The organism is Streptomyces sp. NRRL B-1347 (genome assembly GCF_000720325.1).
Lineage (GTDB): Bacteria > Actinomycetota > Actinomycetes > Streptomycetales > Streptomycetaceae > Streptomyces.
The window spans coordinates 1-26,051 of record NZ_JOJM01000016.1; the positions used below are offsets into that span (position 1 = coordinate 1).

Annotated in this window: 19 protein-coding genes and 3 pseudogenes; 14 read left to right on the top strand and 8 right to left on the bottom strand. The window is 74.5% G+C overall.

Annotated features, from left to right (window positions below; translation table 11 throughout):
* Both IG74_RS52090 and IG74_RS0115965 read left to right on the top strand, forming a co-directional pair.
* A pseudogene (locus IG74_RS52090) lies at positions 1-151 on the top strand (slipin family protein); the annotation flags it as partial.
* A 91-nt stretch (positions 152-242) separates the two neighbouring features.
* A complete protein-coding gene (locus tag IG74_RS0115965) occupies positions 243-2,666 on the top strand; it encodes a polysaccharide lyase 8 family protein (RefSeq protein WP_030676488.1) in 2,424 nt (807 codons plus the stop codon).
* Positions 2,667-2,680: 14 nt separating this feature from the next.
* On the opposite strand, the pseudogene IG74_RS45895 reads toward IG74_RS0115965, so the two are convergent.
* From IG74_RS45895 to IG74_RS0115985, 4 genes and pseudogenes are all read right to left on the bottom strand, one after another.
* A pseudogene (locus IG74_RS45895) lies at positions 2,681-4,609 on the bottom strand (ATP-binding protein); the annotation flags it as partial.
* Positions 4,610-7,153, bottom strand: coding sequence for an ATP-binding protein (locus tag IG74_RS0115975; protein ID WP_030676491.1), 2,544 nt, complete (start codon positions 7,151-7,153; stop codon positions 4,610-4,612).
* 10 nt (positions 7,154-7,163) lie between these two features.
* The gene (gene kdpF / locus IG74_RS48715; protein ID WP_037825521.1) at positions 7,164-7,253 is read right to left on the bottom strand and encodes a K(+)-transporting ATPase subunit F; all 90 of its coding nucleotides are present in this window, start codon (positions 7,251-7,253) and stop codon (positions 7,164-7,166) included.
* A 197-nt stretch (positions 7,254-7,450) separates the two neighbouring features.
* The gene (locus tag IG74_RS0115985) at positions 7,451-8,338 is read right to left on the bottom strand and encodes an NAD(P)-dependent oxidoreductase (RefSeq protein WP_030676493.1); all 888 of its coding nucleotides are present in this window, start codon (positions 8,336-8,338) and stop codon (positions 7,451-7,453) included.
* 177 nt (positions 8,339-8,515) lie between these two features.
* Here IG74_RS0115985 and IG74_RS0115990 point away from each other — a divergent pair, with 177 nt between their 5' ends.
* The 8 genes from IG74_RS0115990 (at position 8,516) to IG74_RS0116025 (ending at position 18,956) form a co-directional block, all read left to right on the top strand.
* Positions 8,516-11,869, top strand: a complete 3,354-nt coding sequence (locus IG74_RS0115990; RefSeq protein ID WP_030676496.1) for an AfsR/SARP family transcriptional regulator — start codon at positions 8,516-8,518, stop codon at positions 11,867-11,869.
* A 452-nt stretch (positions 11,870-12,321) separates the two neighbouring features.
* Positions 12,322-12,771, top strand: a complete 450-nt coding sequence (locus IG74_RS0115995; protein WP_030676499.1) for a subtilase-type protease inhibitor — start codon at positions 12,322-12,324, stop codon at positions 12,769-12,771.
* Between the two features lie 286 nt (positions 12,772-13,057).
* Entirely contained in the window at positions 13,058-13,522 is a 465-nt protein-coding gene (locus IG74_RS0116000; protein ID WP_030676502.1) for a nitroreductase family deazaflavin-dependent oxidoreductase, read from the top strand.
* Complete coding sequence (locus IG74_RS0116005) at positions 13,519-14,061, top strand: GNAT family N-acetyltransferase (protein ID WP_030676505.1); 543 nt, start codon at positions 13,519-13,521, stop codon at positions 14,059-14,061. The genes IG74_RS0116000 and IG74_RS0116005 overlap by 4 nt, the downstream gene beginning before the upstream one ends.
* A gap of 112 nt (positions 14,062-14,173) precedes the next feature.
* Entirely contained in the window at positions 14,174-15,577 is a 1,404-nt protein-coding gene (gene lpdA, locus IG74_RS0116010; RefSeq protein WP_030676508.1) for a dihydrolipoyl dehydrogenase, read from the top strand.
* Positions 15,578-15,715: 138 nt separating this feature from the next.
* On the top strand, positions 15,716-17,857 hold the full coding sequence (locus IG74_RS0116015) for an MMPL family transporter (protein ID WP_051854947.1): 2,142 nt from the start codon (positions 15,716-15,718) through the stop codon (positions 17,855-17,857).
* A 262-nt stretch (positions 17,858-18,119) separates the two neighbouring features.
* Positions 18,120-18,440 (top strand): DUF6191 domain-containing protein, encoded by a 321-nt coding sequence (locus tag IG74_RS0116020; protein WP_030676515.1) that lies wholly within the window; start codon positions 18,120-18,122, stop codon positions 18,438-18,440.
* A gap of 36 nt (positions 18,441-18,476) precedes the next feature.
* A complete protein-coding gene (locus tag IG74_RS0116025) occupies positions 18,477-18,956 on the top strand; it encodes an HIT family protein (RefSeq protein WP_030676517.1) in 480 nt (159 codons plus the stop codon).
* 97 nt (positions 18,957-19,053) lie between these two features.
* On the opposite strand, the gene IG74_RS0116030 is transcribed toward IG74_RS0116025, so the two are convergent.
* Genes IG74_RS0116030 through IG74_RS0116040 form a run of 3 tightly spaced genes read right to left on the bottom strand, consistent with a single transcriptional unit; the run spans position 19,054 to position 21,893 of the window.
* Complete coding sequence (locus tag IG74_RS0116030; protein WP_030676519.1) at positions 19,054-20,337, bottom strand: MFS transporter; 1,284 nt, start codon at positions 20,335-20,337, stop codon at positions 19,054-19,056.
* 45 nt (positions 20,338-20,382) lie between these two features.
* Positions 20,383-21,204 (bottom strand): isocitrate lyase/PEP mutase family protein, encoded by an 822-nt coding sequence (locus IG74_RS0116035; RefSeq protein WP_030676523.1) that lies wholly within the window; start codon positions 21,202-21,204, stop codon positions 20,383-20,385.
* A 41-nt stretch (positions 21,205-21,245) separates the two neighbouring features.
* A complete protein-coding gene (locus IG74_RS0116040) occupies positions 21,246-21,893 on the bottom strand; it encodes a hypothetical protein (RefSeq protein ID WP_030676526.1) in 648 nt (215 codons plus the stop codon).
* A gap of 164 nt (positions 21,894-22,057) precedes the next feature.
* Between IG74_RS0116040 and IG74_RS0116045 the strand changes: the two genes are divergently transcribed.
* The 4 genes and pseudogenes from IG74_RS0116045 to cpt all read left to right on the top strand — a co-directional run bounded on the left by IG74_RS0116045 (position 22,058) and on the right by cpt (position 25,173).
* Positions 22,058-22,561: a hypothetical protein gene (locus IG74_RS0116045; RefSeq protein WP_030676529.1), complete on the top strand. Its 504-nt coding sequence runs from the start codon at positions 22,058-22,060 to the stop codon at positions 22,559-22,561.
* Positions 22,562-22,679: 118 nt separating this feature from the next.
* The gene (locus IG74_RS0116050; RefSeq protein ID WP_030676531.1) at positions 22,680-23,327 is read left to right on the top strand and encodes a class F sortase; all 648 of its coding nucleotides are present in this window, start codon (positions 22,680-22,682) and stop codon (positions 23,325-23,327) included.
* Positions 23,328-23,403: 76 nt separating this feature from the next.
* Positions 23,404-24,102, top strand: a pseudogene (locus tag IG74_RS0116055) (serine/threonine-protein kinase); the annotation flags it as partial.
* Between the two features lie 549 nt (positions 24,103-24,651).
* A complete protein-coding gene (gene cpt, locus IG74_RS0116065) occupies positions 24,652-25,173 on the top strand; it encodes a chloramphenicol phosphotransferase CPT (RefSeq protein ID WP_030676537.1) in 522 nt (173 codons plus the stop codon).
* Positions 25,174-25,189: 16 nt separating this feature from the next.
* On the opposite strand, the gene IG74_RS0116070 is transcribed toward cpt, so the two are convergent.
* Positions 25,190-26,008 carry a peptidoglycan recognition protein gene (locus IG74_RS0116070; protein WP_030676540.1) on the bottom strand — a complete coding sequence of 273 codons (819 nt, stop codon included), beginning with the start codon at positions 26,006-26,008 and terminating at the stop codon, positions 25,190-25,192.
* Positions 26,009-26,051 lie beyond the last annotated feature (43 nt).

Here is a 26,051-nt window from a genome sequence, read left to right on the forward strand (position 1 = left end):
CCAACTCCGCCTGCTCCAGACCGTCGTGGCCGTCGCAGCCGAGAAGAACTCCACCCTCGTGCTGCCCTTCCCCGTCGAGCTGCTCCGGTTCCTGGAGCGGGCGGCCCAGCCGCAGGCCCCGGCACCGCGGAGTGAAGAAGGAGGGGCCGCGGGGTCTTGAGGGGCCCGGCGTCCCATGCTAGAAAGCGCTTGCTAGGCGACACCGCACCCGCCGCTCCCCCTTTCCCTCCCGGGAGTTCAGCATGCCCTCATGGCCCCGCCGCGCCTTCCTCCTGACCACCGGCACCGCCCTCGTGCTCGGCGCCCCCGGCGGCCCCGCCGCCCGGGCCGCGGCGCCGGATCCGTACGCCGGCCTGCGTGCCGCCTGGCGCGCCCTCGTCCTCGGCGAGGGGTTCAAGCCGACCGAAGAGCCCTTCACGAGCCGGCTCGCCGGGCTCGGTGCCTCCGCGCGGCGGTGGCGTGCGGCGATGGCCCCGGCGAGCGGCTCCCTCTGGCCCGACCTGCCGTACGCCGACCCCGAACCGGACACCGACCAGGAGTCGTTCGCGTACTCGGCGAACGTCGTGGCCAGTTACACCCGGCTCGCCACCCTCGCGCAGGCCGCCTGCCAGCCGGGCACCGGCCTGACCGGGGACGCCGGGCTGCGCGCCGACGTCCTCAAGGGGCTCGACCATCTGTACGCGCAGGTCTACAACGAGCGCCAGGTGCGCTTCGGCAACTGGTGGAGCTGGCAGATCGGCGCCCCGCAGGCCCTGCTCGACAGCTGCGTGCTGCTGTACGACGCGCTGTCGGCGGAGCAGGTGGCGCGGTTCTGCGCGGCCGTCGACCACTTCGTGCCCGACTCGGCGGTCGCGCGCTACACCGGCACCAGCACCGGCGCCAACCGCGTGGACCTGTGCCGGGTGCTCGCGCTGCGCGGGATCGTGGGCGCGGCCCCGGCGAAGCTCGCCCTGGCCCGGGACGCCCTGTCGCCCGTCTTCCCGTACGTGACGAGCGGCGACGGCCTGTACCACGACGGCTCGTTCATCCAGCACACCACCGTGCCCTACACCGGCTCCTACGGATCGGTGCTGCTCGGCGGGCTCGGCCTGCTGTTCGCCCTGCTCGCCGACTCGCCCTGGGCGGTCACCGACCCCGAGCGGCAGACCGTGTTCGACGCCGTCGAGCACGCGTGGGCGCCCTTCCTCCACAACGGCCTGGTGATGGACTGCGTCGCGGGCCGCGCGCTCAGCCGGGGCGTGGCCGCGTCCGACGCGCAGGGGGTCCAGGCCGACGACCATCTGCGCGGCCATCCGATCCTGGCGTCGGTGGTGCTGCTCGGCCAGGGCGCGTCCGCCGCCGAACGGGCGCGCTGGCGCGGCCTGGTGAAGGGCTGGATGCGCCGCGACCACTACAGCCCGCCGCTCGCCGACCCGCACCTCGGCATCGCCGCCCTGGCCCGCCTCAAGGGCGTCGAGGACGATGCCTCCGTGGCGCCGGTGCCCGAGCCGACCGGCCACCGGCTCTTCCCCGACATGGCGCGGGCCACGCACCGGCGCCCCGGCTGGGCCGCGTCGATCAGCATGGCCGACTCCCGCATCACGTACTACGAGACCGGCAACGGCGAGAACCTGCGCGGCTGGCACACCGGCTCGGGGCTGCTCGCCTGGTGGGGCGACACCTATGCCAACGGCCAGTACAGCGATGCCTACTGGCCCACCGTCGACCCCTACCGGCTGCCCGGCACCACCGCGTCGCGCAAGGTCCTCGCGGACGGGGCGGGCGGGGACTGGGGCGCGGCGCGGCCCGCGGTGCGCTGGGTGGGCGGTGCCACGGACGGGCAGCGGGCGTGTGTCGGGCAGCATCTGAAGGGGCTGCAGAGCACCCTGTCGGCGCGCAAGTCGTGGTTCTGCCTGGACGACACGATCGTGTGCCTGGGCGCGGGCATCGGCTGCGCGGACGGCACGGCGGTGGAATCGACGGTGGAGAACCGCAACCTGGGGGCGGCGGGCCGCGCCCCCTTCCAGGCCGACGGCGTCACCAAGCCCGTCGCCACGCCCTGGTCGCAGACGCTGACCGGCGCCCGGTGGGCGCACATCGGCGGGCACGGCGGCTACGTCTTCCCCGGCGGCGCCACCGTGAAGGCGCTGCGCGAACAGCGCACCGGCAAGTGGAGCGACATCAACCGGGGCGGCTCCACGACGCCCCTGACCCGCACCTACCTCACCCTGTACGTCGACCACGGCACCGACCCCACGGCCGGGACGTACGCCTATCTGCTGCTGCCCGGCGCGAGCGCCGCCCGCACCGCCGAGCGGGCGGCGGCCGTCGACTGGCTGCGGATCCTCGCCAACTCGGAAGGCGCGCAGGGCATCGCCGTGCCCGCGCTCGGCTGCGCGGCCGTGAACTTCTGGGCGGGCGGCACGGCCGGGCCGCTCGGCGCGAGCGCCGCGTGCTCCGTCCTGGTCACCGAGCGGTCCGACGGTACGGCGACGGTGTGCGTCAGCGACCCGACCCGGGCCGCGGGCGGCGGCCTGACGGTGGTCTGGCGGCGGCCGGTCGCCGAGGTCACGGGCAGGCCCGCCACCGTGACCTCGGCCGCCACGGGCGACCGCCTGGAGCTCGTCTTCGGCGACCTCGCGGGTACCCGGGGCGGCACGCAGAAGGTCACGGTGCGGCTCGGCTGACCGCCCCCGCGCCGCTACGACGTGGCCGCCGCCGGGAGGTCCGACCGGCTCGGCGCGCGCCCGGGGGCCATGCGCAGGACCAGGACCATGGTGAGGCCGCCGCCCGGGGTGTCCTCGGCGGTGAGGGTGCCGCCGAGGGCCTCGGTGAAGCCGCGGGCGACGGCGAGGCCGAGGCCGACCCCGGCGCCGCGCGGGGCGTCGCCGTAGCGCTGGAACGGCTCGAAGATGCGCTCCTTGGCGTCGTCGGGGACGCCGGGGCCGCGGTCCACGACGCGCAGCTGCACCTGGTCGGCGGTGGTGCTGGCGGCGACGAGGACGCTCTCGCCCTCGGGGCTGTACTTCAGGGCGTTCTCGATGACGTTGGCGACGGCGCGCTCCAGGAGGCCCTTGTCGGCGGCGACCATCGGCAGGTCCTCGGGGATGTCGAGGACGACGTTCTCGGCGGGCGCGGTCATGCTCTCCAGGGCGAGCGGGACGACCTCGTCGAGGTCGATCTCGCGAACCATGGGCTGGACGGTGTCGGTCTGGAGGCGGGACATGTCCAGGAGGTTGCCGACGAGGTGGTCGAGCCGGTCGGCGCCCGCCTCGATCGCCTCCAGGAGCTCGGCCCGGTCCTCCTCGGACCACTCGATGTCGTCGGAGCGCAGGCTGGACACCGACGCCTTGATGCCGGCGAGCGGGGTGCGCAGGTCGTGGCTGACGGCGGCGAGCAGCGCGGTGCGGATGCGGTTGCCCTCGGCGAGGGTGCGCGCCTGGTCGCCGCGTGCGGCCGGGTGCCGACGCTGCCCGCGCAGGTCCAGGGCGCCGTGTCGCTCGCGCGCTCCAGGAGGGCGACGGCCTCCATGGCGAAGGTCTCCCGGACGGTCTCCAGGAGCGATTCCAGGCTGTTCTCGCCGCGCAGGACGCTGCCCGCGAGGTGGGAGAGGATCTCCGACTCGGCGCGCAGCCGCGCGGCCTGGTGGGTGCGCCGGGCGGCCAGGTCGACCACGGACGCCACGGACACCGCGACCCCGATGAAGATCACCAGCGCGACGATGTTCCTGGGGTTGGAGATCAGTACGTGGTGGACGGGTGGCGTGAAGTAGTAGTTGAGCAGCAGGGAGCCGAACGCCGCGGAGGCAAGGGCCGGGAGCATGCCGCCGAGCAGGGCCGCCGCGACCGTCAGGGTCAGGAACAGCAGCATGTCGTTGGCGAGGCCGAGGCCCGGCGCGACCCCGCGCAGCAGCACGGCGAGCAGCACGGGGCCGACCATGCCGATGAGCCAGCCCCAGATGAGGCGGTTGCCGCTGAGCCGGGCGGTGCGCGGGGTGCGGGACAGGCCCGTACCGGTGCCGACCTCGTCGTGGGTGACGAGGTGGACGTCCAGGTCGGGCCCGGACTCGCGGGCCACCATGGCGCTGACGCCTGGCCCGAAGGCGTACTGCCAGGCCTTGCGGCGCGAGACGCCGAGGACGATCTGGGTGGCGTTGACGCCGCGGGCGAACTCCAGGATGCCCGCGGGGATGTCCTCGCCTATCACCTGGTGGAAGGAGCCGCCGAGGTCCTCGACCAGGGTGCGCTGGATCGCGAGTTCCTTGGGCGACGCGGCGGTCAGGCCGTCGCTGCGGGCGATGTAGACGGCGAGGACCTCGCCGCCCGCGCCCTTCTCGGCGAGGCGGGCGGCGCGGCGCAGCAGGGTGCGGCCCTCGGGGCCGCCGGTGAGGCCGACGACGATGCGCTCGCGGGCCTGCCAGGTCGAGCGGATGTTGTGCTCGCCCCGGTACTGCTGCAAGTACCTGCCAGCGCTTGGCGTTGCGCGAACCGGGCACGTTCGTGTGGGCCAGCTCGTCCACGAGGGCCACGGCGGGGGCCCGGCGCAGGACCGTGTCCACGTCCATCTCGGTGAACGTCGCGCCCCGGTACTCCAGCTCCCTGCGCTCGACCTGCTCCAGGCCGCCCAACACTCAAAGGCGCTCAGAATGCCAGACGCCGACGCTACGCGCACCGTTGACCTCGGCGAAGTGTGCGGCGAAGGGCAGCGAGAGGACCATGGTGAGGCCGCCGCCGGGGGTGTCCTCCGGCGTGAGGGTGCCGTCCATCGCCTCGGCGAGGCCCCGGGACAGGGCGAGGCCGAGGCCGAGCCCCGTGGTGTTGTCGGTGTCGCCGAGCCGCTGGAACGGCTCGAAGACGCGGTCGCGGTCGGCGGCCGGGAGGCCGGGGCCCCGGTCCACGACGCGCACCTCGACGCGGCCCGCCAGGGCGCTCGCGGTGACCAGGACCCGGCCGCCGGGCGGGGTGTGCCGGGCGGCGTTGTTGACGAGGTTGGCGAGCACGCGTTCCAGGAGCGGCGGGTCGGCGAGGACCGCGGGGATCTCCTCCAGGCCGCCGGTGTCCACGGGGCAGGCCACCGGCAGCGAGTCGAGGGCGGGCCCGAGGACCTCTTCGAGGGCGGTGGCGCGCAGCTCCAGCTTGAGGGCGCCCGCCTGGAGGCGGCTCATGTCGAGCAGGTTGTCGACGAGCCGGTTGAGCCGGGTCATGGACTCCTCCGCGGTGGCGAGCAGCTCCTGCCGGTCCTGCTCGCAGAAGTCCAGGTCGGGGCTGCGCAGCGAGCCGATCGCGGCGAGGGCTGCGGCCAGCGGCGTGCGCAGGTCGTGGCCGACGGCCCGCAGCAGGGCCGTGCGCATCCGGTCGGCGGCCTTGACCGGCTCCACCTCGGCGGCGGCCTCGGCGAGCCGGGCCCGCTCCACGGCGGCGCCGACGTGCGCGGCGAACGCGGTGAGCACGCGCCGGTCGGCGGACGGCAGGGTGCGCCCGCGCAGCACCAGGTAGGTGTCATTGCCCGCGGGCACGGCGGTGACCAAGGCGTCGGTGGTGTCGGGCGGCCGCTCGACCAGTTCGGCGGCGGTCACGCCGAAGGCCTCGCGGGCCCGTTCGAGGAGCGCGGGCACGGGCCGGCCGCCGCGCACGATGGTGCCCGCGAGCGCCGACATCGTCTCGGCCTCCGCGGTGGCGCGCGCGGAGCGCCGGGACAGGCGCAGCGAGCGGTCGACGACGGCGGCGACGGTGGCCGCGACGATGGCGAACACCGCGAGCGCCAGCACGCTGTTGGGATCGCCGAGCGTGAAGTGCCCGACGGGCGGCATGAACCAGTAGTTGAGCAGCAGCGAGGCGGTCACGGACGCGACCACCGCGGAGGCCACGCCGCCGATGCAGGCCACGCCCACCACGGCGAGCAGGAAGAGCAGCGCCTCACTGGTGAGGTTCAGGTGCCCGCGGGCGACGTCCAGGTCGAGCAGGAAGGTCAGGGCGAGGGGAAGGAGCAGCCCCGCCACCGGTCCCGCGACGCGGCGGGGGCCGGAGAGGGTGCGTCTGCGGGAGGGCAGGAGCGTGCCGTGCCCGGCGCGTTCGTGCGTCACGGTGTGGACGTCGATGGCCCCGGAGAGCGCCACGACGGTCTCGCCGGTGCCGCGCCCGGTGAGGAACCGCTCGAAGCGGCCGCGGCGGCTGGAGCCGAGGACGAGCTGGGTGGCGTTCTCGGCGCGCGCGAACTCCACGAGGGCGCTCGCCGCGTCGTCGCCGACCACCGAGTGGTAGCTGCCGCCGAGGTCCTCCACCAGGCGCCGCTGCCGGGTCAGGGCCGCGTGCGAGGTCCCGGCGGCAAGCCCGTCGCTGCGCGTGATGTGCACGGCGAGCAGTTCGCCGCCCACCGAGCGGTCGGCGATGCGGGCGGCCCGGCGGACCAGGGTGTCGCCCTCGGGCCCGCCGGTGAGGCCGACGACGACGCGCTCGCGGGTCTCCCACACGCCGCCGATGCCGTGCTCGGAGCGGTAGGCCTGGAGGGCCTCGTCGACGCGGTCGGCCAGCCACAGCAGGGCGAGCTGGCGCAGGGCCGTGAGGTTGCCGGTGCGGAAGTAGTTGGCGAGGGCCGCGTCGACCTTCTCGGGGGCGTGGATGTTGCCGTGCGCCATGCGGCGGCGCAGCGACTCGGGGGCGATGTCGACGAGTTCGATCTGGTGGGCGCGGCGCACCACCTCGTCGGGGACGGTCTCGGCCTGCGGCACCTTGGTGATCTTCTCGACGACGTCGTTGAGGGACTCCAGGTGCTGGATGTTGACCGTGGTCACGACGTCGATCCCGGCGGTGAGCAGCCGGTCGACGTCCTGCCAGCGCTTGGGGTTGCGGCCCTCGCCCGGCACGTTGGTGTGGGCGAGGTCGTCGATGAGCACGACCTGGGGGCGGCGGGCGAGCAGCGCGTCCAGGTCCAGCTCGGTGAACTGCTCGCCCCGGTAGGAGCAGCGGGCCCGGTCGACGGCCGTCACGCCGCGGGACCGCGCCTGTGCCAGGGCGTCCTCGGTGTGCGGCCGCCCGTGGCTCTCCACGTAGCCGACGACGACGTCCGCGCCGCGGGCGGCCCTGCGGCGGCCCTCGTCGAGCATGCGGCAGGTCTTGCCGACCCCCGGTGCCGCGCCGAGGTAGATCTTCAGCTGTCCGGGTCGTACGTCCGTCATCGCGCCGGTGTCAGAACCTCTCGGGGTAGAGCCGCGCGAGGACGAGGTACCCGACGAGGGCGGCGGCGATCAGAAGTCCCACCACGTTCTCGGCGCTCATGTTCCTCAACTCCCTGGCGTCCTGGGTGACTTCCCCCACCGAAGCGGGTGCGGGGGACTTGGGACACGGCCATTGACGCATCCTTGTCAGCCGTCACCGGGACGTTGACACGGCCTTGACGTGCGGCCCCGCGGCTGCGGTGCCGCACGCCCGGCGCGCCGGCCCACCGTCCGCCGCGCCGGCCCACCGGACAGGCCCTAGCGCAGGGACTCGATGGCGCGGGCCATGCTCTCGCTGCCGTGGCCCTCGGCCAGCTGCCGCTGGAAGAGCTCGTGCAGCGGCTGGAGCAGATCCACGCCGACGCCCTGGGCCCTGGTCGCGGTGAGGATGTTGGCGAGCCCGACGGCGTTGATGTCGATGTTCGACGTCTCCGTGCGGTAGTCGCGCGCGTCGATCTCGGCGGCGAAGGCGGGCAGCGCGCCGAGCGCCTCCTTCAGCCAGCGGACGAGGAGTTCGGTGACCTGCGCCGCCTCGATCCCGGCCGAGCGGCCGACCGCGACGGTCTGGAAGAAGCCGGCGAACATCCCGTACATGCCGCTGAGCAGGGCCACGTCGTGCACCGGCGCGAGCCCGGCGTCGGCGCCGACGAACACCGGCGAGCCGAGCGGCTCCAGGAGCGGCCGGTGCGCGGCGAAGGCCTCGGCGTCGCCGCTGTACAGGACGAAGGCCTCCGGGGTTCCGATGGTCTGCGGGATCGCGTACACCGCGCCGTCGACGTAGGCCGCGCCCTGCTCGGTGACCCAGATGCCGAGCTCGCGGGCGGGGTCGGGGGTGCCCGACGTCAGGTTGACGACGACGCGGCCCGCCAGGGCGCCGCCGACCGGCGTGAGCAGGGCACGGACCGTCGTGTAGTCCAGGACGCAGACGACGACCAGCTCACTGGCCTCGACGGCGGCGGTCGGCGTGGGCGCGAGGGTGGCGCCGAGGGCGACGAGTTCGTCCGCCTTGCCCTGCGAGCGGTTCCAGACGGTGACCTTGTGGCCCTGGTCGACGAAGGAGCGGGCGAGGGCCTGGCCGAGGTTGCCGAGGCCGATGACGGTGACCGTGGCGGGCGTCGGGGCGGCGGCGGGAGTGGTGGTGTTCATGAGGGTCGCTCCGTGGTGAGGGGCCGGGCTCTGGTGCGCCGCGGCCTGTGGTCATCACCCTGCGGGCGGGCGCTTTCGGTCGGCTGTCGGTCCGCTGTCGGTCCGCTACCGGTGCGCTGCCGTCGCGCTGCCCCTGAGGTGATCGCGCCGTTCACCTGGCGGGATATCGTCGTCGGCATGCGATTCGGGGTGCTCGGTCCGCTGGCGGTGCGGACGACGGACGGCGCGGCCGTCACCGTGCCGGGTGCCAAGGTCCGTGCGCTGCTCGCCCAGTTGCTCGTGCACCCAGGGCGGCCGGTCTCCGCCCAGCGCCTCATCGACGGGCTGTGGGGCGAGGCCCTGCCGGACCACCCGGCCAACGCCCTCCAGGGCAAGGTGTCCCAGCTGCGGCGCGCCCTGGAGCGGGCCGAGCCGGGCGGCCGCGACCTGGTCGCGTCGGGGCCCGCCGGGTACGCGCTGCTTGTCGGCCCGGACGACGTGGACGCGACCCGCTTCACGGCCCTGGTCGAGCGGGCGCGCGGCGCCGAGGGGCCGCGCGAGCGGGTGCGGCTGCTCGCGGACGCCCTGGACCTGTGGCGCGGCGAGGCGTTCGCTGACTTCGCGGGCGAGGCGTTCGCGCGGGGCGCGGTGGACCGGCTCGACGAGGCCCGGCTCACCGCGCGGGAGGAGCAGGCCGAGGCGCGGCTCGACCTCGGCGAGCACGGGCCGCTGGCCGCGGACCTCGCCGACCTGGTCGTCCGCCACCCCGCGCGGGAGCGGCTGCGGGCGGCGCAGCTGCTGGCGCTGTACCGGTCGGGCCGCCAGACGGAGGCCCTCGCCGCGTACGAGGACCTGCGGCGCCGCCTCGCCGCCGACCTCGGGCTCGCACCGGGGCCGGAGCTGGCCGCGCTGCACGGGGCGATCCTGCGCCAGGACCCGGGGCTCGACGGGCCGTCCCCGGCGTCCGGCGCGGCGTCCCCCGCGCTCGGCACGACGTCCCGGGCGCCCGACGGAGCGGGCGGATCCACTTCCCGGGACGCGCTCCCCCGCCCGTCGGCCGGACCCTCCGGCGCCCGCACCAACCTGCCCGCGCCCGTCTCCGGTCTCGTCGGCCGGGACGACGCCGTGCCCGAGGTGCGTGCGCTCCTCGGCAGCACGCGCCTGGTGACGCTCACCGGGCCCGGCGGCGTGGGCAAGACGCGGCTCGCGGTGGCGGCGGCGCGCGGACTCGCGCCCGACTTCCCCGACGGGGTGTGGCTCGTCGAGCTCGCGGGGATCGACGCGGGCCGCGACCGGACGGCGGACGCCGTCGCCGAGGCCGTGGCCCGGGTCCTCGGCCTCCACGAGGAGCCAGGGGCGGGCCCGCCCCTGGACGCCGTGGCCCGGCTGACGGACGCGCTGCGCGCCCGGCGCCTGCTCCTCGTGCTCGACAACTGCGAGCACGTGGTGGACGCCGTGGCCGAGGTCGCCGCCGGGCTGCTGCACGATGTGCCGGACCTCACCGTCCTCGCCACCAGCCAGGAGCCGCTCGACGTGAGCGGCGAGCGGGTGCGCCCGGTGCCGCCGCTGAAACTCGAAGGCGCGATGGAGCTGTTCGTGCGGCGGGCCGGGCTCGGCCCCGGCGCGGCGGCGCTGGGCGCGGACGACGCCGAGGCCGTCGCGGAGCTGTGCGTACGGCTCGACGGGCTGCCGCTGGCCCTGGAACTCGCCGCGGCCCGGGTCCGCACGATGGGCGTGCACGGCCTGCTGGCGCGGATCGACGACCGGTTCGCGCTGCTTGGCCGCGGCTTCCGCGGCGCCCCGGCCCGGCAGCGCACCCTCCGCGCGGTGATCGACTGGAGCTGGTCGCTGCTCAGCGGGCCCGAGCGCACGGTGCTGCGCAGGCTCGCCGTGCACGACGGCTGCGGCCTCGCCGCCGCGGAGGCGGTCGGCGCGGGCGGCGCGGTGCGCGCCCCGGACGTACTCGACCTGCTCGCACGCCTGGTGGACCGCTCCCTTGTGGTGGCGTCCGACCGGCCGGAAGGGCCGCGCTACTGCGTACTCGAATCCGTACGGGCGTACGGGGCCGAGCGGCTGCGGGAGGCGGGCGAGGCCGAGGAGGTGCGCGAGCGGCACAGCGTCCACTACGCCGCGCTCGCCGAGCGCGGCGGCGCCGCGCTGCGCGGCCCGGAGCAGCGGCGGTGGCTGGAACGGCTCGACGAGGAGAGCGGCAATCTGCGCCGGGCCCTGGACGCGGCGGTCGCGGGCGGGGCCGTGGAGCGGGCGCTGCGGATGGTGAACGCGCTCGCCTGGTACTGGGTGCTGCGGGGCCGTGTCGCCGAGGCGCGCCGCTCCCTCGACGCGGCCCTGGCGCTCGCGCCCGTGGCCACGGGGCTGGCACCGGGGACGGCCGCCGCGCGGGCGCTCGCGCTGGCCTGGCGCACCGGGATCGCCCTGCGCGAGGGCGACGAAGGGTTCACCGACGCCTGCGCCGGGACCGGTTCCGGCACCGGCGGCCCGGTGTCCGGCCCCGACGTCGACCCGCCCCTCGCCGCCGCCCTGGCCGCGTACCAGCACGTCGACGATCCGTCGGGGCGCGCCACCGCGCTGTGGATCCTCGGCTCCGCGCAGCTCGGCGCGGGCGCCGTGCGCACCGGGGAGCGCCTGGTGAACGAGGCGCTCGACGCCTTCGACGCGCTCGGCGACCGCTGGGGCACCGCGGCCGCGCTCGGCGTGCGGGCCCGGCACGCCATGGCGCACGGCGACCTGGCCGCGGTGCGGCGCGACAGCGAGCGCAGCGCCCGTCTCTTCCGTGAACTCGGCGATGCGCTGGGGCAGTTGCAGACGGTGTTCCCGCTGGCCGCGCTGAGCGAGATCGCGGGTGACTACGCCGAGGCCGCGCGGCTGCACGGCGAGGGGCTCGCCGTCGCGGAGCGGCTCGGCCTGTGGGCGGAGGCCTCCAAGCGCCTGTCCGGGCGTGGCCGGATCGCACTGCTCACCGGCGATCTGGCGGGGGCCCGCGCCGATCATGAGCAGGCCCTGAAGCTGGCGCGTGACCACAGCTTCCGCTCCGGCGAGATCGACGCCCTGATCGGCCTCGGGCTCGGGGCGCGCAGGGAGGGCGACCTGGACGGCGCCGAGCGGCACATGCGCGAGCTCCTCGCGTGGTTCCGCAAGGCCGACTACGGGCCGGGCGTGACGCTCGCGCTCGCCGAGCTCGGCTTCGCGGCGGAGCTGCGCGGCGACGCGGCGGCGGCCCGGGCGCTGCACGCGGACGGGTTCGCCGCGGCGCTGCCCCTGGGCGACCCGAGGGCGCTCGCCCTCGCCCTGGAGGGCCTCGCGGGGGCCGAGGCGGCCGCGGGGGCGCACGGCATGGCGGCGACGCTGCTCGGCGCGGCCGCGGCGGCACGCGCGTCCGTGGGCGCGCCGCTGCCGGACGCCGAGCGCGGGGACGTGGACCGCGTGGCGGCCGCGGCCCGCACCCGTCTGGGCGCGGAGTCGTACACAACCGCTTTCAAGCAAGGGCAGCTGCTGAGCCCGGTGGAAGCGCGCCGCGCCGTGCCCCTCGCATAACGCCGTCACCTGGGCCGATGCCCGTCGTCGCCCCTGCTTCAGCGTCCGTCGCAGGCCTCACGGGCGCGCCATCCGCCCCGGTGGTTACCTGCTGGCACCCACCCGGTCAAGCACCGGTTTCCGGTCGAAGCCCACGCCGCGGAAAACGACCAACCGCTCATTTTCCCAGGTCAGATGGTTGTTTTGGTTTATACCACCAGTGTCAAAACGGCGCGCCGCATGGTTTGTGGGCGCGCTCCCGCATACGTTGAGCTGCCCGAACGGCCATGCGTGCCTCGCTCAGCGGACGCCAGCATCCGGAAATCGACCATCGGTTTGCTGCTCACTCAGCGCACTTGCCAGACTCCCCAACGCAATCGCCGCTACGGCACGCAACCCGTCCGTAACGCGCAGCAGTATCGGTACGCAACACCCATTCTCGTACCACTCACCCGCAGTTGAAGGAGCATCCAGTGCGTCACCTCCTCAAGACCGTGAGCGCGGCCGCGGCCGTGGCCGCCGGTGTCCTGGCCGTCTCGGCGGTCACGACGGGCGCGGCCCAGGCCGCCACGCCGAAGCCGATGGGCCTGTACGCGCCGTCGGACCTCGTGCTCACCGTCGGCCAGGGCGAAGACGCCGCAACGGCCACGGTGCAGCGCGCGGTCACCCTGACGTGTGCGCCCAAGGCCTCGGGCACCCACCCGGCACCGCGTGCCGCCTGCGCGGAGGCCGGCGCCGTGGGCGCGCGGTTCGACGCGCTCGTGGACAAGGAGCCCAAGGCCTTGTGTACCAAGGAGTGGAACCCGGTCATCGTCTCCGTGAGCGGTGTCTGGCAGGGCAAGCACGTCGCCTGGACGACCACGTTCGGCAACCCCTGCATGAAGGACGCGGCGCTCACCGAGGGGGCGCTCCTGAACTTCTGACGGTCCTTCCGTCCCCCTGACCCCTCGGCCACCTTTCGTGGGGGGAGGCAGCCGAGGTACGCGGCCCCCGATGTCCCGAGCATCGGGGGCCGCACAACGTCGTCCTGCGACCACGGAGTCCAGGAACCACGGCCGCCCGGAGCCACGCGCTCCCGGCGGCCGTCGGCCGTCGGGCCCCGGGGGCGCGGGCGCACGGGAAGAGTTCGCGGGTCCGGCCGGTTGGCACCAACCGGGCCGGTCTCCGACCGTCCCGTACGCCCTGGTCGAACTTGTCGAAGGAGCCCGCATGAGCACAGCGGACGACCGCACGCTGGACGGCGACTACGCCCCCAACACCTGGGACTGGGTGGCGGAGCACGTCGAGCGCTACGAGTCCAGCGGCGGCCTGGACGGCACCATGCTGCACGGCTTCCCCACCGTCGTCCTCACCACCAGGGGCGCCAGGTCCGGGAAGATCCGCAAGACCCCGGTGATCCGCGTGCGCGACGGCGAGCGCTACGTCGCCGTCGGCTCCGTCGGCGGCGCGCCCAAGCACCCCGCCTGGTACCACAACGTGCTCGCCCACCCCCGAGTCCGGCTCCAGGACGGCCCCGTGGTCAAGGAGTACGAGGCGCGCGTGGCCGAGGGCGAGGAGCGCGCCGCCTGGTGGGCGCGGGCGGTGGCGGCCTTCCCCCGGTACGCCGAGTACCAGCGGCAGACCGAGCGGGTGCTGCCCGTGGTGATCCTGGAGCCGGTGGCGGCGGACGCGTGACCCGCTCCGGCACCCGCCCGGTCGTCCCCGAACCGCTCGGCACCGACCGGCTCGTCCTCGAACCCCTGCGCCTCGCGCACGCCGAGGAGATGGCCCTCGTCCTCGCCGACCCGGCGCTGCACGCCTTCATCGGCGGCGCCCCGGACGACCTCGAAGCGCTGCGCGCCCGGTACGCCCGCATGCTCGCGGGCGCGCCCGAGCCCGGGGTCTCCTGGTGCAACTGGGTCGTCCGGCTCCGGGCCGACGACCGCCTCGCGGGCACCGTGCAGGCGACCGTCACGCCCGGCCCCCGCCCCGGTGAGCTGACCGCCGAGGTGGCGTGGGTGGTGGGGACGCCGTGGCAGGGGCGCGGCATCGCGGCGGAGGCCGCGCGGGCCCTCACCGCCTGGCTGCTCGGGCACCCGGAGGTGGTGTCGGTGAGCGCGCACGTCCACCCCGATCACGCCGCGTCCGCCGCCGTGGCCCGCGCCGCCGGGCTCGCCCCCACCGCCGAACGGCAGGCCGGCGAGGTCAAGTGGCGACTCGTACGAGAGTCTTGAGGGGGCAAGCACACCGACCCGCCCCCCACCCCGGGGCGGGTATGACGGATGATCGTGTCAGCCACACCACAGAGCTGCACACAGCACCGCAAACGCAGAGAGGAACCACCCCATGGATGACCGCTTCGACGTCGTCGTGCTCGGAGCAGGACCCGGCGGTTACGTGGCCGCCATCCGCGCCGCCCAGCTGGGCAAGCGGGTAGCGGTCGTGGAGGAGAAGTACTGGGGCGGCGTCTGCCTCAACGTCGGCTGCATCCCGACGAAGGCCCTCCTGCGCAACGCCGAACTGGCCCACCTGTTCACGCACGAGGCCAAGACGTACGGCATCAAGGTCGACGGCGAGGTGTCCTTCGACTACGGCGAGGCGTTCCGGCGCAGCCGCACGGTGGCGGACGGCCGCGTCAAGGGCGTCCACTTCCTGATGAAGAAGAACAAGATCACGGAGTTCGACGGCCGGGGCACCTTCCTCGACGCCAACACCCTCCAGGTGGCCAAGTCCGACGGCACCACCACCACGATCGGCTTCGACAACTGCATCATCGCCACCGGTGCCACGCCGAAGCTGCTGCCCGGCACCCGCCGCAGCGACCGCGTGGTCACGTACGAGGAGCAGATCCTCGCCGACGAGCTGCCGGGCTCCGTGGTGATCGCGGGCGCGGGCGCGATCGGCATCGAGTTCGCGTACGTCCTGCACAACTACGGCGTGAAGGTCACCATCGTCGAGTTCCTCGACCGCGTGGCGCCGCTGGAGGACGCGGACGTCTCCAAGGAGCTCGCCAAGCAGTACCGCAAGCTCGGCATCGACGTGCTGACCTCCACCCGCGTGGAGTCCATCGACGAGTCCGGCGCGCAGGTCCGCGTCACCGTCACCGCCAAGGACGGCAAGCAGCAGGTCCTGGAGGCCGACAAGGTCCTGCAGGCCATCGGCTTCGCGCCGAACGTCACCGGCTACGGCCTGGAGGCGACCGGGGTGGCCCTCACCGAGCGCGGCGCGATCGACGTCGACGGCCGCTGCCGTACGAACGTGCCGCACATCTACGCCATCGGTGACGTCACCGCCAAGCTGATGCTCGCGCACACCGCCGAGTCCATGGGCGTGGTGGCCGCCGAGACGATCGGGGACGCCGAGACGATGGAGCTCGACTACCCGATGATCCCGCGCGCCACCTACTCGCAGCCGCAGATCGCGAGCTTCGGCTGGACGGAGGCGCAGGCCAAGGAGAAGGGCTTCGACGTCAAGGTCGCCAAGTTCCCGTTCCAGGCGAACGGCAAGGCGCACGGCCTCGGCGACACCGTCGGCTTCGTGAAGATCATCAGCGATGCCAAGTACGGCGAGATCATCGGCGCCCACCTGATCGGCCCGGACGTGACGGAGCTGCTTCCCGAGCTGACCCTGGCCCAGCAGTGGGACCTCACGGTGCACGAGGTGGCCCGCAACGTGCACGCCCACCCGACCCTGGGCGAGGCCGTCAAGGAGGCCGTGCACGGCCTCGCCGGACACATGATCAACTTCTGATTCGGGGCCCGTACTCCCCTCGTCTCCCGGGGCCGCGGCCGCGGCCCCGGGAGCCCGCCCCGAGTGGCGCGCCCGCATGGTCCGGCCGATCCTGGGCAGGATGTGATGTGCCTCGGGGGCGAGGAGAGGCAGTGGGTCATGTTCTCTGCGCTGGGCCGGTTCGTGGTCCGCCGCCCCTGGTGGGTCGTCCTCGCCTGGGTCGTCGCGGCCGCCGCCGTGATCTCGCTGGCACCGAAGCTCACCTCCAGCACCGACGAGGCGAGCTTCCTGCCCGGGCACTACGAATCCATCCGCGCCTCCGACCTCCAGGAACGGGACTTCCCCCAGCAGGAGAACATCGGCGCGATCGTCGTCTTCCAGCGCTCCGACGGCCGTCAGCTGACGCCCGCCGACTCCGCCGCCGTCACCCGGATCTCGGGAGACCTCCAGGCGAAGAAGGTCGAGGACGTCCAGGCCGTCACGCCCGGCGACCTGTCGCCCAACAAGCGCGTGCAGACGGCCGTCGTGGCCATGCCGAAGATCACCAACCCCGAGGACACCAAGCAGCAGGACGCCGTCGAACAGCTCCGCAAGGACCTGAAGACGGAGCTCAAGGGCACCGGCCTCAGCGCGGGCATCACCGGCTCGGCGGCGCAGGCCCTCGACGAGAGCGACGCGTCCGAGCGCGCGGGTCTGCTCGTCGGCGTCGGCACGATCGTCATCATCGTCGTGCTGCTGCTCGTGATCTTCCGCAGCCCCATCATCGCGCTGCTGCCCGTCGTCCTCATCGGCCTGATCTCCCCGATGGCCACGGGCCTGATCGCCTGGGCCAACAAGGCCTTCGACATGAAGGCCGACTCCTCCATCCAGGAGCTGCTCACCGTCGTCCTGTTCGGCGTCGGCACGGACTACATCCTGTTCCTGCTCTTCCGCTACCGCGAGGCGCTGCGCGCGGGCGAGGATCCCAAGGGCGGCATGGTGCACGCCGTGGAGCGGGTCGGCGAGGCGATCACCTCGGCGGCGGGCGCCGTCATCGTCGCGTTCGCCGCGCTCACGCTCTCCTCGCTCGGCATGCTGCGCTCGATGGGACCGGCCCTCGCGATCGCCGTGTTCCTGACCCTGCTCGCCGGGCTCACCCTGGTCCCGGCCGTGGTGTCGCTGCTCGGCACGAAGGTGTTCTGGCCGTCGAAGTCGTGGCAGCGGGAGCCGCAGGGCACGGGCTTCGCCAAGCTCGGCACGTCCATCGCCCGCAGGCCCGCCGTGTGGGCGGTCGTCTCGGCCCTGTTCATGGGCGCCCTCGCGCTCGGCGCGCTCGGCTACAAGGCGAACTTCGACCTCGCCGGGTCCTCGCTGCCCAAGGACAAGGAGTCCATCGTCTGGCAGGACAACCTGGAGAAGGGCTTCCCGGCGGGCACCACCGATCCGACGTTCGTGTATCTGACGTCGACCGGTGACCAGCCACTGGCCGCAGGTCAACCGGCCGCGTTCCGCAAGCAGTTGGAGTCCGTCGACGGGGTGGGCTCGGTGGCCGCGCCACGGGTCAGCAGGGACGGCACGACCGCCGCGTACTCGGTCGTGCTCACCGACCCGCCCGCCTCCGAGAAGGCCCTCGGTACCGTCAAGGACCAGCTGCGGCCCACCGCCCACGACGACGCGCCGGCCGGCACGGAGGCCCTCGTCGGCGGCACGACGGCGGTGTACGTCGACATCAACAAGGCCGTGGACCGCGACTACTCGGTGGTCTTCCCGGTGGCCGCGATCGCCATCATGGTCATCCTCGGCCTGCTGCTGCGCAGCCTGGTGGCGCCCTGGTACCTGATGCTGTCGGTCGCGCTCGGCTTCGGCGCGACGCTCGGCGCGACGTCGATCCTCTTCCAGCAGATCGGCAGCCAGCCAGGACTGATGTTCATGCTGCCCGTGATCATGTACTTGTTCGTGGTCGCGCTCGGCACGGACTACAACATCCTGATGGTCTCGCGGCTGCGCGAGGAGGCCCGCGAGGGCCGCGACCCGCACGACGCGGCGGGCACCGCGGTGCGGCACTCGGGCCCGACCATCGGCTCGGCGGGCGTGATCCTCGCGGGGACGTTCGCCACGCTGACGCTCGCGGGCAACTCGACGCTCTCCCAGATGGGTTTCTCCCTGTCCTTCGGCATCGCCGTCGCCGCGTTCGTCATGGCGATGCTGTTCACGCCCGCCCTGACGGCCCTCATCGGGCACGCGGCGTGGTGGCCGGGGCACGGGGACCGGGCCCCTCGGGCGGGCGAACGGGGCCGCACCCGGGAGGAGTCGCACCGCTGAGCGCCGCCTGCGCGCGGGCCACGGCCCGCATGCCCACGAGGAGCACGATCAGCACGGCCCGCGCGCCGAGCACGCCCCCGCCCTCACCCGGTCCGCTCACCGCCGCTCCCCGCGTCACCGCCGGGCGGCGCTCCCCGCGTCGGCGCCGCACGGCGACCAGCATCCGCCGCCGGGCTGCAACAAACCTTGGAGATACCTTGAAAGGGCAGGCAGGAACGGGAGTCGAGGGCCCCAGGGAGGGCGGCGGCCGCATACTGGCGTCATGGAGTTCGCCGTCTTCATGACCCTGCCCGGCCTCGTCATCGTCCTGACGGTCGTGGCCTTCGTGGACCAACTGCTGCTCCGCGCCGGGCGCGCCGGACTGCTGCCCTGGCGGAACAGCGCCCGCCAGGGCCAGATATCGGCGACCGGGTTCGAGCAGCTGCACGCCAGCTTCTCACCGGGGAAGCAGAGCGAGCTCAAGGAACGCCAGTCCTCCCTGGTGCTGCGGGACGACGAGGAGGACGGCGCACCGCCCCACCGCACGGCGGTGGACCTGGAGGGCGGCATCGCGACGGTCCGACTGCCCCGGCCGGGCCAGTAGTCGATCTTCCCGCCGGACAGGTCCTAGAGTCGCTCCATGGCTGACGACTGGAGAACGGATCGGATCGGGGCCGCCCTGCGGGGCGAGAATCCCACGGTGCTGCGACGGCTCGACGCGGGCTTCGCGGTGATCGGCGACGTCCAGTTCCTGCCGGGCTACTCGGTCCTGCTGGTGGACGAGCCGGGCGTGCAGCGCCTTTCCGACCTGCCGAGGAGCAAACGCCTTGCGTTCCTGGCCGACATGGACCGGCTCGGCGAGGCGGTCGAGCGCGCGTGCCGACGCCTGGATCCGGCGTTCCGCCGGGTCAACCTGGAGATCCTGGGGAACACCGACCCGTTCCTGCACGCCCATGTCTGGCCCCGGTTCGCCTGGGAACCGGCCGAGTTGGCCGGCAAGCCGGTGTGGCTGTACCCGCAGGACCACTGGCGCGACGGGCGGTTCGGGCTCGGCCCGCGGCACGACGTACTGCGGGAGGCGATCGGCGGCGAACTGGACCGGTTGCGGTCGGCGGAGTGAACCCTCATGACCAGGTGCGAGTGAGCCCTCACGGCCGGGCGCGAGTGAGCCCTCTCGACCGGGCGCGCGAACCCTCGCGACCGGGCGCGGTCGTGCCTCAGCCTCCGCCGCCCGGCGCCGCGCGGCCCGTGCGGGTGCGGCCGATGCTCGTCACGGTGCCGGTCAGGGCCACGGCCACCACGCACGTGCCGACGGTCAGGCACACGGCGCGCACGCCCCACGCCCCGGCCGCCGCGGTGACGGCGGCCGCGCCGGTCGGACCGAGGGCGTTGTGGAGGGTCCAGAAGGACGAGGTGACCCGGCCCAGGAGATGACTGGGTGTCACTTCCTGTCGCAGGGACATGGAGTTGACGCCCGCCACGCCGGTGCAGAAGAGCATCACCGCGGCGAGCACCGCCACCAGCGGCACGCTTCCGGCGAGGCCCAGACAGGCCACGGCGGCTCCGGCGAGCGCGTTGACGCCGATCCAGCTCACCCCGAACCCGAGTCGCTCGCGCATCCGGTCGACGGCGAACGACGCCGCGAGCGTGCCCAGCGTTCCGGCGGTCAGCACATAGCCGACGGTGCTGTCGCCGTGCCCCAGGCCGTGCTTGACGTGGTAGATGATGACGTCGGTCAGGCCGTAGGTGAGGAACGTGAGCAGCGCGAGCAGCACCGTGAGGGGCCGCAGCACCGGGTGCTGCCACAGGAAGCGCGCCCCGGCGAGGAACTCCCGCCGCACGCCGCCGCGTTCGTCTCCCTCGCCTTCGGCCTCGGGCATCGGCCGTATGCGCACGAAGAGGATGCCGACCGCCGATACCGCGAACGTCGCGGCGTCGATGCCGAGCGCGGCGGCGGGTCCGAACGCGGCCGCGACGAGTCCGGCCAGCAGGGGCCCGCCCGCGCTCGCGACGGCGTACGCGCCGAACAGATGGCTGTTGGCCTTGAGGATCTGGCCGGGCCCCACGATGGCGGGCACCACGGTCACGTACGTCACCTGGAAGAGCATCGCAAAGGCCCCGGCGACCGGCACGACCGCGTAGACCAGCCACAGCGGCGTCGCGAACAGCCACACCAGCGGGACCGTGCCGAAGAGCACGCAGCGCGCGACGTCGGTGAGCACCAGCAGGCGGCGCCGGTCCACCCGGTCGGCGACGACGCCCGCGAACAGTCCGGTGACGATCGAGGCGAGGCCGGTGAGCCCGGTGACGAGCCCCATCTGCGCCACCGAACCGGTCTGGTGCAGCACGAGCAGCGGGATCGCCACGTGCGAGAAGGAGTCGCCGAGCGCGGACAGGCCCTGGAGGCCGAGGAAGAGGCGGTAGTTGGGGTCCGCCCACAGGCCGTCCGGGCCGGAGCTCGACGTCCGCGGCGCCCGGCGCGAGGTGCCCCGCCCTGCCATGCGCTCCCCCTCCCCCGCCCCGCCACGGGCGCGGCCCGCCCGGGGCTACCTCCCGGGCTCGCGCGTCCGGTCCTCGAACGCCGTGGCGAGATCTTGGGCATCGGCGTACGAGAGTACGTCCCTGGGGCGCGAAGCGCCGCGAATAAACTCCTGGGCCACGTCCACCGCCTGCTGCACGGCCGCGCGGAACAGCAGCGAGCCCGTGCTCACGCGCCGCACGCCGAGGGCGGCGAGGCGCGCGGGCGACGGACCGTCCGGGGCGTGCAGCACGTTCAGCGGTACGTCGAGGGGTTCGAGGGCGCCGACGAGTCCGGCGATCACGGCCTCGTCCCGCACGCCCGGCACGAACACCCCGTCCGCGCCCGCCCGTTGGTAGGCGTCGACGCGGCGCTCGGTCTCGGGCGCTCCCCCGGCGCCGAGCCAGTACGTGTCCGTGCGCGCGTTGACGAACAGGTCGGGCACGGCGTCCTTCACCGCGCGGATCAGCGCGCACTGCGCGTCGACGGCGGTCAGCGTGCCGTCCGGGCGGCCGTCCTCCAGGTTCACCCCGACGACGCCCGCCTCGGTGAGCTCGCGGGCCAGGTCCGCGACCTCGTCGGGCCGGTCGCCGAAGCCGCCCTCGATGTCGACGGTGATCAGGGCGGGCAGCCGGGCGATGCCGCGGGCGAGGCGCAGGGTCTCCTCGCGCGCCGCCCCGGTGGCGTCCGCCTTGCCCGCGGCGGCGGCCACGCCGAGGCTCGTCGTGCCGATCGCGGGGAATCCGGCGCGGGCGAGGGCGGCGGCGGACGCGTGGTCCCAGGCGTTGGGCAGCAACAGCGGCGAGCCGGTGCGGTGCAGGGCGCGGAAGGCTTCGTGGCGATCACTCATGCCGCGCACTCTGCCAGAGGGCGCCGACAGGGGGCCGGGGCTCAGCGCTGCCAGAGGAACGCCGCGGCACGGCAGTCGGCGCAGGTGAACACGTACCCGATGCCCCCGCCACCGAAGTTGGCCGACGTGGCGAAGTCGTAGCCCTCCTCCAGCTGGGCCGTGAACGCCATGCGCGCGGCGCAGCCGGGGCAGTGCGGGGTCTCGTCGCCCTGGAGCCACGCGGGTTCGCCGCCGAGCTGGCCCTGCACCAGGAGCGAGGCCGCGTCGTCGGCCGCCCAGGCGTCGAGCGCCTCGGGGAAGCCCGCCGCGGCGACCTGCTCGGCGCGCAGCGCGCTGACCGCGCCGAGCCCGGTCTCGCCGCGCTCGGGGACGGCGGCCGGGGCGAGGCCTTCGGCGGTGAAGAGGTACGCGCGGTTGGCGCCGCCGGTGGCGTCCCAGTCGTCGCACATGCCGGGGTCGTTCTGGCACAGGAACACCGACACGACGTCCCCGCGGCCCGTCGCACCGCCCGCGCCCGCCTCGCCGTCGGCGCCCGCGCCGAGCGGCAGGTGCAGCAGGAACAGCAGGGCGCCGCCGCACTCGCGGCAGGTCGGCCACGCGAAGCCGGGCGGCACCAGCGGCACCCCGCCCGTCCGCGGGCCGGGCGCCTCGGCACCGGCCTCACCCGCGTGGATCAGCAACGTCGTCATGGCGTCACCCTAAGTCCGCCGCGAGGCTGATCGAACCCCAACAGGAACCTGACAGCTTCCTCATAACTTCCCGCCAGCCTGGCGACCGTGCCCGGCGGAACACCGGTGTCCGCCGCCCCCGCCGGGCACTCCTCCACGTACGAGCCGGAACGGAGCCCCACCACATGACCCACCGCGCCCACGCCCGTCCCCACGCCCGCTCCCTGCGCGCCGCGGTCGTCGCCTCCGCCGTGGCGGCCGGGGTGCTCGCCACCCCGGCGGCCGCGGCCTTCGCCGACGACTCGACGCCGAAGCCGAAGCCGACGGCCGGCGAGAGCGCCCCCTCGCCCGCGCCCGAGGTCTCCAAGGACGCCGTCGCCAAGAAGCGGGCGGCGACGGAGGAGGCCCTGCGGGACGCCAAGCGCAAGCACGTCGCGCCGCGCGGCGGTGTCGCCGCCGGTGACAAGCCCGTCGTCAAGGAGAAGGACAAGAGCGCGCCCGCGCCCGAGCCCGCCCGGAAGGACCTCGCGGTGACTCCGCGGGGCGGCGTCGCCGCGGGCGAGCGGCCCACGGCGGACGGCAGCGACAACACCCCCGCCCTCGTCGGCTCGGCCGCGGGCATCGCCCTGCTCGCGGGCGCGAGCACCCTGGTCCTGCGCCGCCGCGCCACCGGCCGCGTCCAGAGCTGACCCCGGCCGCGAGGACCACCTCCCCCGCCGGACACCGCGCCGCGAGCGCGGGGCCGGCCCGACCACGCGCGGTGGCGCCGCCTCTTGCCCGGGCGGCGCCACCGCGTCCGGAGTCTCCATGCCCCTCAAGAGCCGACCGCTCCCGGTGTCCGCCGCGCCCCGGCGGCGCGCCGTCGGCGGCTGCGCCCTCGCCGCCGTCGTCTGCGCGACGGTGGGCGGCTGCTCCGCCGCCGACGGAACGGCCGCCGCCACCAAGGCGAGGCCGTCCACCTCCAAGACGTACGCGGTCGGCGAGCCCGACGCGGCCGCCCGGTCCGGGCCGGCCGCCCCCGTGCACGTGGCGATCCCGTCCATCGGCGTGCGCAGCTCCCTGATGCGGCTCGGTCTGAACCCGGACCGCACCGTGGAGGTGCCGCCCGCGGAGAAGGGCATGACGGCGGGCTGGTACACCGGGGGCGCGGTCCCCGGGCGGCGCGGCGCGGCCGTCATCATCGGCCACAACGACACGCGCTTCGGCCGGGCCGTCTTCCACGACCTGAAGAAGGTGCGGGTGGGCGCCGACGTCGCCGTACGGGACGCGCGCGGCAGGACCGTCCACTTCCGGGTCACCGCCACCGAGACGGCCTCGAAGAAGGCCTTCCCCACCGACAAGGTCTACGGCGCGACCAACTCCCGGGACCTGCGCCTGATCACCTGCGACGGCGCGTACGACGCGCAGGGTCACCCCGTGGACAACCTCATCGTGTACGCGACCGCGAATCGGTAGCCGATGGGTCCGCAGGCGGTCGGGTTAGGCTTCCTGCGCAACCTGTTCATGTGTGCGAAGCGGGGGAACGTCGACGGTGTCCGATCTGGGACGGCTCGTGGCCGGCCGGTACCGCCTCGTGGAGCGCGTGGGGCGGGGCGGCATGGGCACCGTGTGGCGGGCCGAGGACGAGCTCCTGGGCCGCCACGTCGCCGTGAAGAAGCTGCACGTGCCGCCGCACCTGAACGACGACGAGATCCGGACGCTCCACGAGCGCACCCGCCGCGAGGCCCGCAGCGCCGCCCGGATCACCCACCCCCACGTGGTCGTCGTCCACGACGTCGTGGACGACGAGGGCCTGCCGTGCATCGTCATGGAGTACGTCCCCTCCGTCACCCTCGGCGACGTCCTCAAGGAGCGCACCACCCTGGCGCCCGCCGACGCGGCCCGGCACGGCCGGGCCATGGCGGCCGCGCTGCGCGCCGCGCACGACGCGGGCGTCCTGCACCGGGACGTGAAGCCCGCCAACGTGCTGCTCGGGCACGACGGGCGGACCGTACTCACCGACTTCGGCATCGCCGTGGAGAGCGGTACGCCGTCCCTGACCCGGACCGGCGAACTGATCGGCTCCGTGCGGTACCTGGCGCCCGAGCGGCTGCGCAGCGCCGAGCCCGGCCCCGCCTGCGACCTGTGGTCCCTGGGCGTGACGCTGTACGAGGCGGTGGAGGGCCACCACCCCTTCGAGCGGGACACGGCGATGGAGACGGCGTACGCCATCGCCACCGACCGCGCGCCCTTGAGCGCGACGCAGCGGCCCGCGAGTGCGAACGCCTACCGCGCCGGACGGCGCCTAAGACAGTCGCAACCGCGACCAACGCGGCAGCGGGCTTTCACCACATGCCGCCCCGCCAGGTGAACGGTGGCCTCGGCCCCCTTCACCACATCAACTTCCGCGCCTGCGAAGCGAGCTCATCTACACACAGGTGACCGTACGGCTTCTTCATACGAGTCAGGCGACGGAACTTCTGGATACGAAAGGTGCTAACTCATGACCAATGCAAGAAGGCGACAAGGTCGGGACGTGGGTCAAGCGGGCCTGCAAGGCAGGTGGGAGGGATTACCTGACCTGCCTCCAGTTGCTCGTGGACTCCGGCGTCCGTAAGAAGCACGCCGGTGGCGCGTGCGATCGGGCCTGAGCGGCTCGGGCGGCCAGCTCGTACCGACCGGTCTGCGACGCGGCCATGAGGGCGTCCGGCTCGACGGCTGGACCCGGACGGTGCGCCCGGGGCAAATCCACTGGTCGCCGAGGAGCGCCGCGGCCTAGGGTGGCGCGGTGACGACTCGGATGATCATCCTCAACGGCGGTTCCAGCTCGGGCAAGTCCGGGATCGTACGGTGCCTGCAGGCCGTCCTGCCCGACCAGTGGCTGGCGTTCGGGTGCGATTCGTTCGTCGACGCCCTGCCCGCGCGGATGCAGGGGGCGGACGGCGGGATCGTGTTCGCGGCCGACGGCGGCGTGGACGTCGGGGCGGACTTCCGGTCCCTGGAGACGGCCTGGACCCAGGGCGTCGTGGCGATGGCCCGCGCGGGCGCCCGGATCGTCGTCGACGACGTCTTCCTCGGCGGTACGGCGTCCCAGCAGCGGTGGCAGCGGGCCCTCGGCGACCTGGACGTGCTGTGGGTCGGCGTCCGCTGCGAGAGCGCCGTCGCCGCGGGCCGCGAGGTCGCGCGCGGGGACCGGACCCCGGGCATGGCCGCGGCGCAGGCCCGCCTGGTGCACGAGGGCGTGCGCTACGACCTGGAGGTCGACACGACGCGCACCGAGTCCCTGGAGTGTGCGCGCGCCATCGCCGCCCGCGTCGTCTGACCGGCCGCCCGGTCGGTCACCGCAGCGGCCGGGCCGCCTGCGCGCGCTCCTTCGTACGGCCCTGGAGCTGGGCGGCACGCTCGCGGATCGCGGGCAGCTGGGCGCGCAGCGCGGCGCCCGGGCAGGACGTGGTGTAGCCGTCGGTGTGCCCGGCCACGGCGTCGAACTCGGCGCGCGTCCCCACCGGGAACCGGCTGAGGCTGTTGCTGGACACCAGCTGGGCCCGCAGCCGCGGGTCGACGTCCACGAGGCCGAGCTTCCACGCGGCGAGGGCCGCGATGGCCTCCGCCATCGGCGCCGGCACCGGGGTGCCCGCGGTGAAGGTGCCGATCGCGGCGACCCCGGCCGTGCGGTGGTTGAAGCCCTGCGTGTGGGCGCCGACGACGGGCCGGTCGGCGCCGCCCGCGCGGCCCTCGTAGATCGTTCCGCAGCGGTCGACGAGGAAGTTGTAGCCGATGTCGTCGAAGAGCCGGGCCCCGGTCTGGCCCGCGGCGAGAGCCCGGATGATGCGCGGCGCGTCGGCGCAGTCGTACCCGTTCGGCGAGTCGGTGTGGTGGACGAAGACGGCGACGACGGGGCCGCCGTAGCGCACCGGCGGCGGGGCCCCGCGGGTGTCGCCGAGCCATGCGGCGCGCGGCACGATGGACGGCCGGGCGGCGCTGTGGACCGCCGGCACCGCGGCGGCGCGCGGGCGCCCTTCGCCCTCGGCCGCGTGCTCGACGCCCACCGCGCACAGCGCGAGCGCCCCCACGGCCACGAGCCCGGGGACACCGGCGACGACCGCGCGCCCGGCACGCGGCAGCCGCCCCGCCACCGTCTCCCGCAAGGCACGCATGCCTCCCACTCTCCGGGCGGCCGACCGGGCCCGCGCGCGGGGT

Coding starts and splice junctions, on each gene's coding strand:
- cpt (WP_030676537.1), top strand. CDS start 24,652: ATGATCATCCTCAACGGCGGTTCCAGCTCGGGCAAGTCCGGGATCGTA.
- IG74_RS0115975 (WP_030676491.1), bottom strand. CDS start 7,153: ATGACGGACGTACGACCCGGACAGCTGAAGATCTACCTCGGCGCGGCA.
- IG74_RS0115985 (WP_030676493.1), bottom strand. CDS start 8,338: ATGAACACCACCACTCCCGCCGCCGCCCCGACGCCCGCCACGGTCACC.
- IG74_RS0116025 (WP_030676517.1), top strand. CDS start 18,477: ATGGCTGACGACTGGAGAACGGATCGGATCGGGGCCGCCCTGCGGGGC.
- IG74_RS0116030 (WP_030676519.1), bottom strand. CDS start 20,337: ATGGCAGGGCGGGGCACCTCGCGCCGGGCGCCGCGGACGTCGAGCTCC.
- kdpF (WP_037825521.1), bottom strand. CDS start 7,253: ATGAGCGCCGAGAACGTGGTGGGACTTCTGATCGCCGCCGCCCTCGTC.
- IG74_RS0116035 (WP_030676523.1), bottom strand. CDS start 21,204: ATGAGTGATCGCCACGAAGCCTTCCGCGCCCTGCACCGCACCGGCTCG.
- IG74_RS0116000 (WP_030676502.1), top strand. CDS start 13,058: ATGAGCACAGCGGACGACCGCACGCTGGACGGCGACTACGCCCCCAAC.
- lpdA (WP_030676508.1), top strand. CDS start 14,174: ATGGATGACCGCTTCGACGTCGTCGTGCTCGGAGCAGGACCCGGCGGT.
- IG74_RS0116015 (WP_051854947.1), top strand. CDS start 15,716: ATGTTCTCTGCGCTGGGCCGGTTCGTGGTCCGCCGCCCCTGGTGGGTC.
- IG74_RS0116050 (WP_030676531.1), top strand. CDS start 22,680: ATGCCCCTCAAGAGCCGACCGCTCCCGGTGTCCGCCGCGCCCCGGCGG.
- IG74_RS0116045 (WP_030676529.1), top strand. CDS start 22,058: ATGACCCACCGCGCCCACGCCCGTCCCCACGCCCGCTCCCTGCGCGCC.
- IG74_RS0116020 (WP_030676515.1), top strand. CDS start 18,120: ATGGAGTTCGCCGTCTTCATGACCCTGCCCGGCCTCGTCATCGTCCTG.
- IG74_RS0115990 (WP_030676496.1), top strand. CDS start 8,516: ATGCGATTCGGGGTGCTCGGTCCGCTGGCGGTGCGGACGACGGACGGC.
- IG74_RS0116070 (WP_030676540.1), bottom strand. CDS start 26,008: ATGCGTGCCTTGCGGGAGACGGTGGCGGGGCGGCTGCCGCGTGCCGGG.
- IG74_RS0115965 (WP_030676488.1), top strand. CDS start 243: ATGCCCTCATGGCCCCGCCGCGCCTTCCTCCTGACCACCGGCACCGCC.
- IG74_RS0116040 (WP_030676526.1), bottom strand. CDS start 21,893: ATGACGACGTTGCTGATCCACGCGGGTGAGGCCGGTGCCGAGGCGCCC.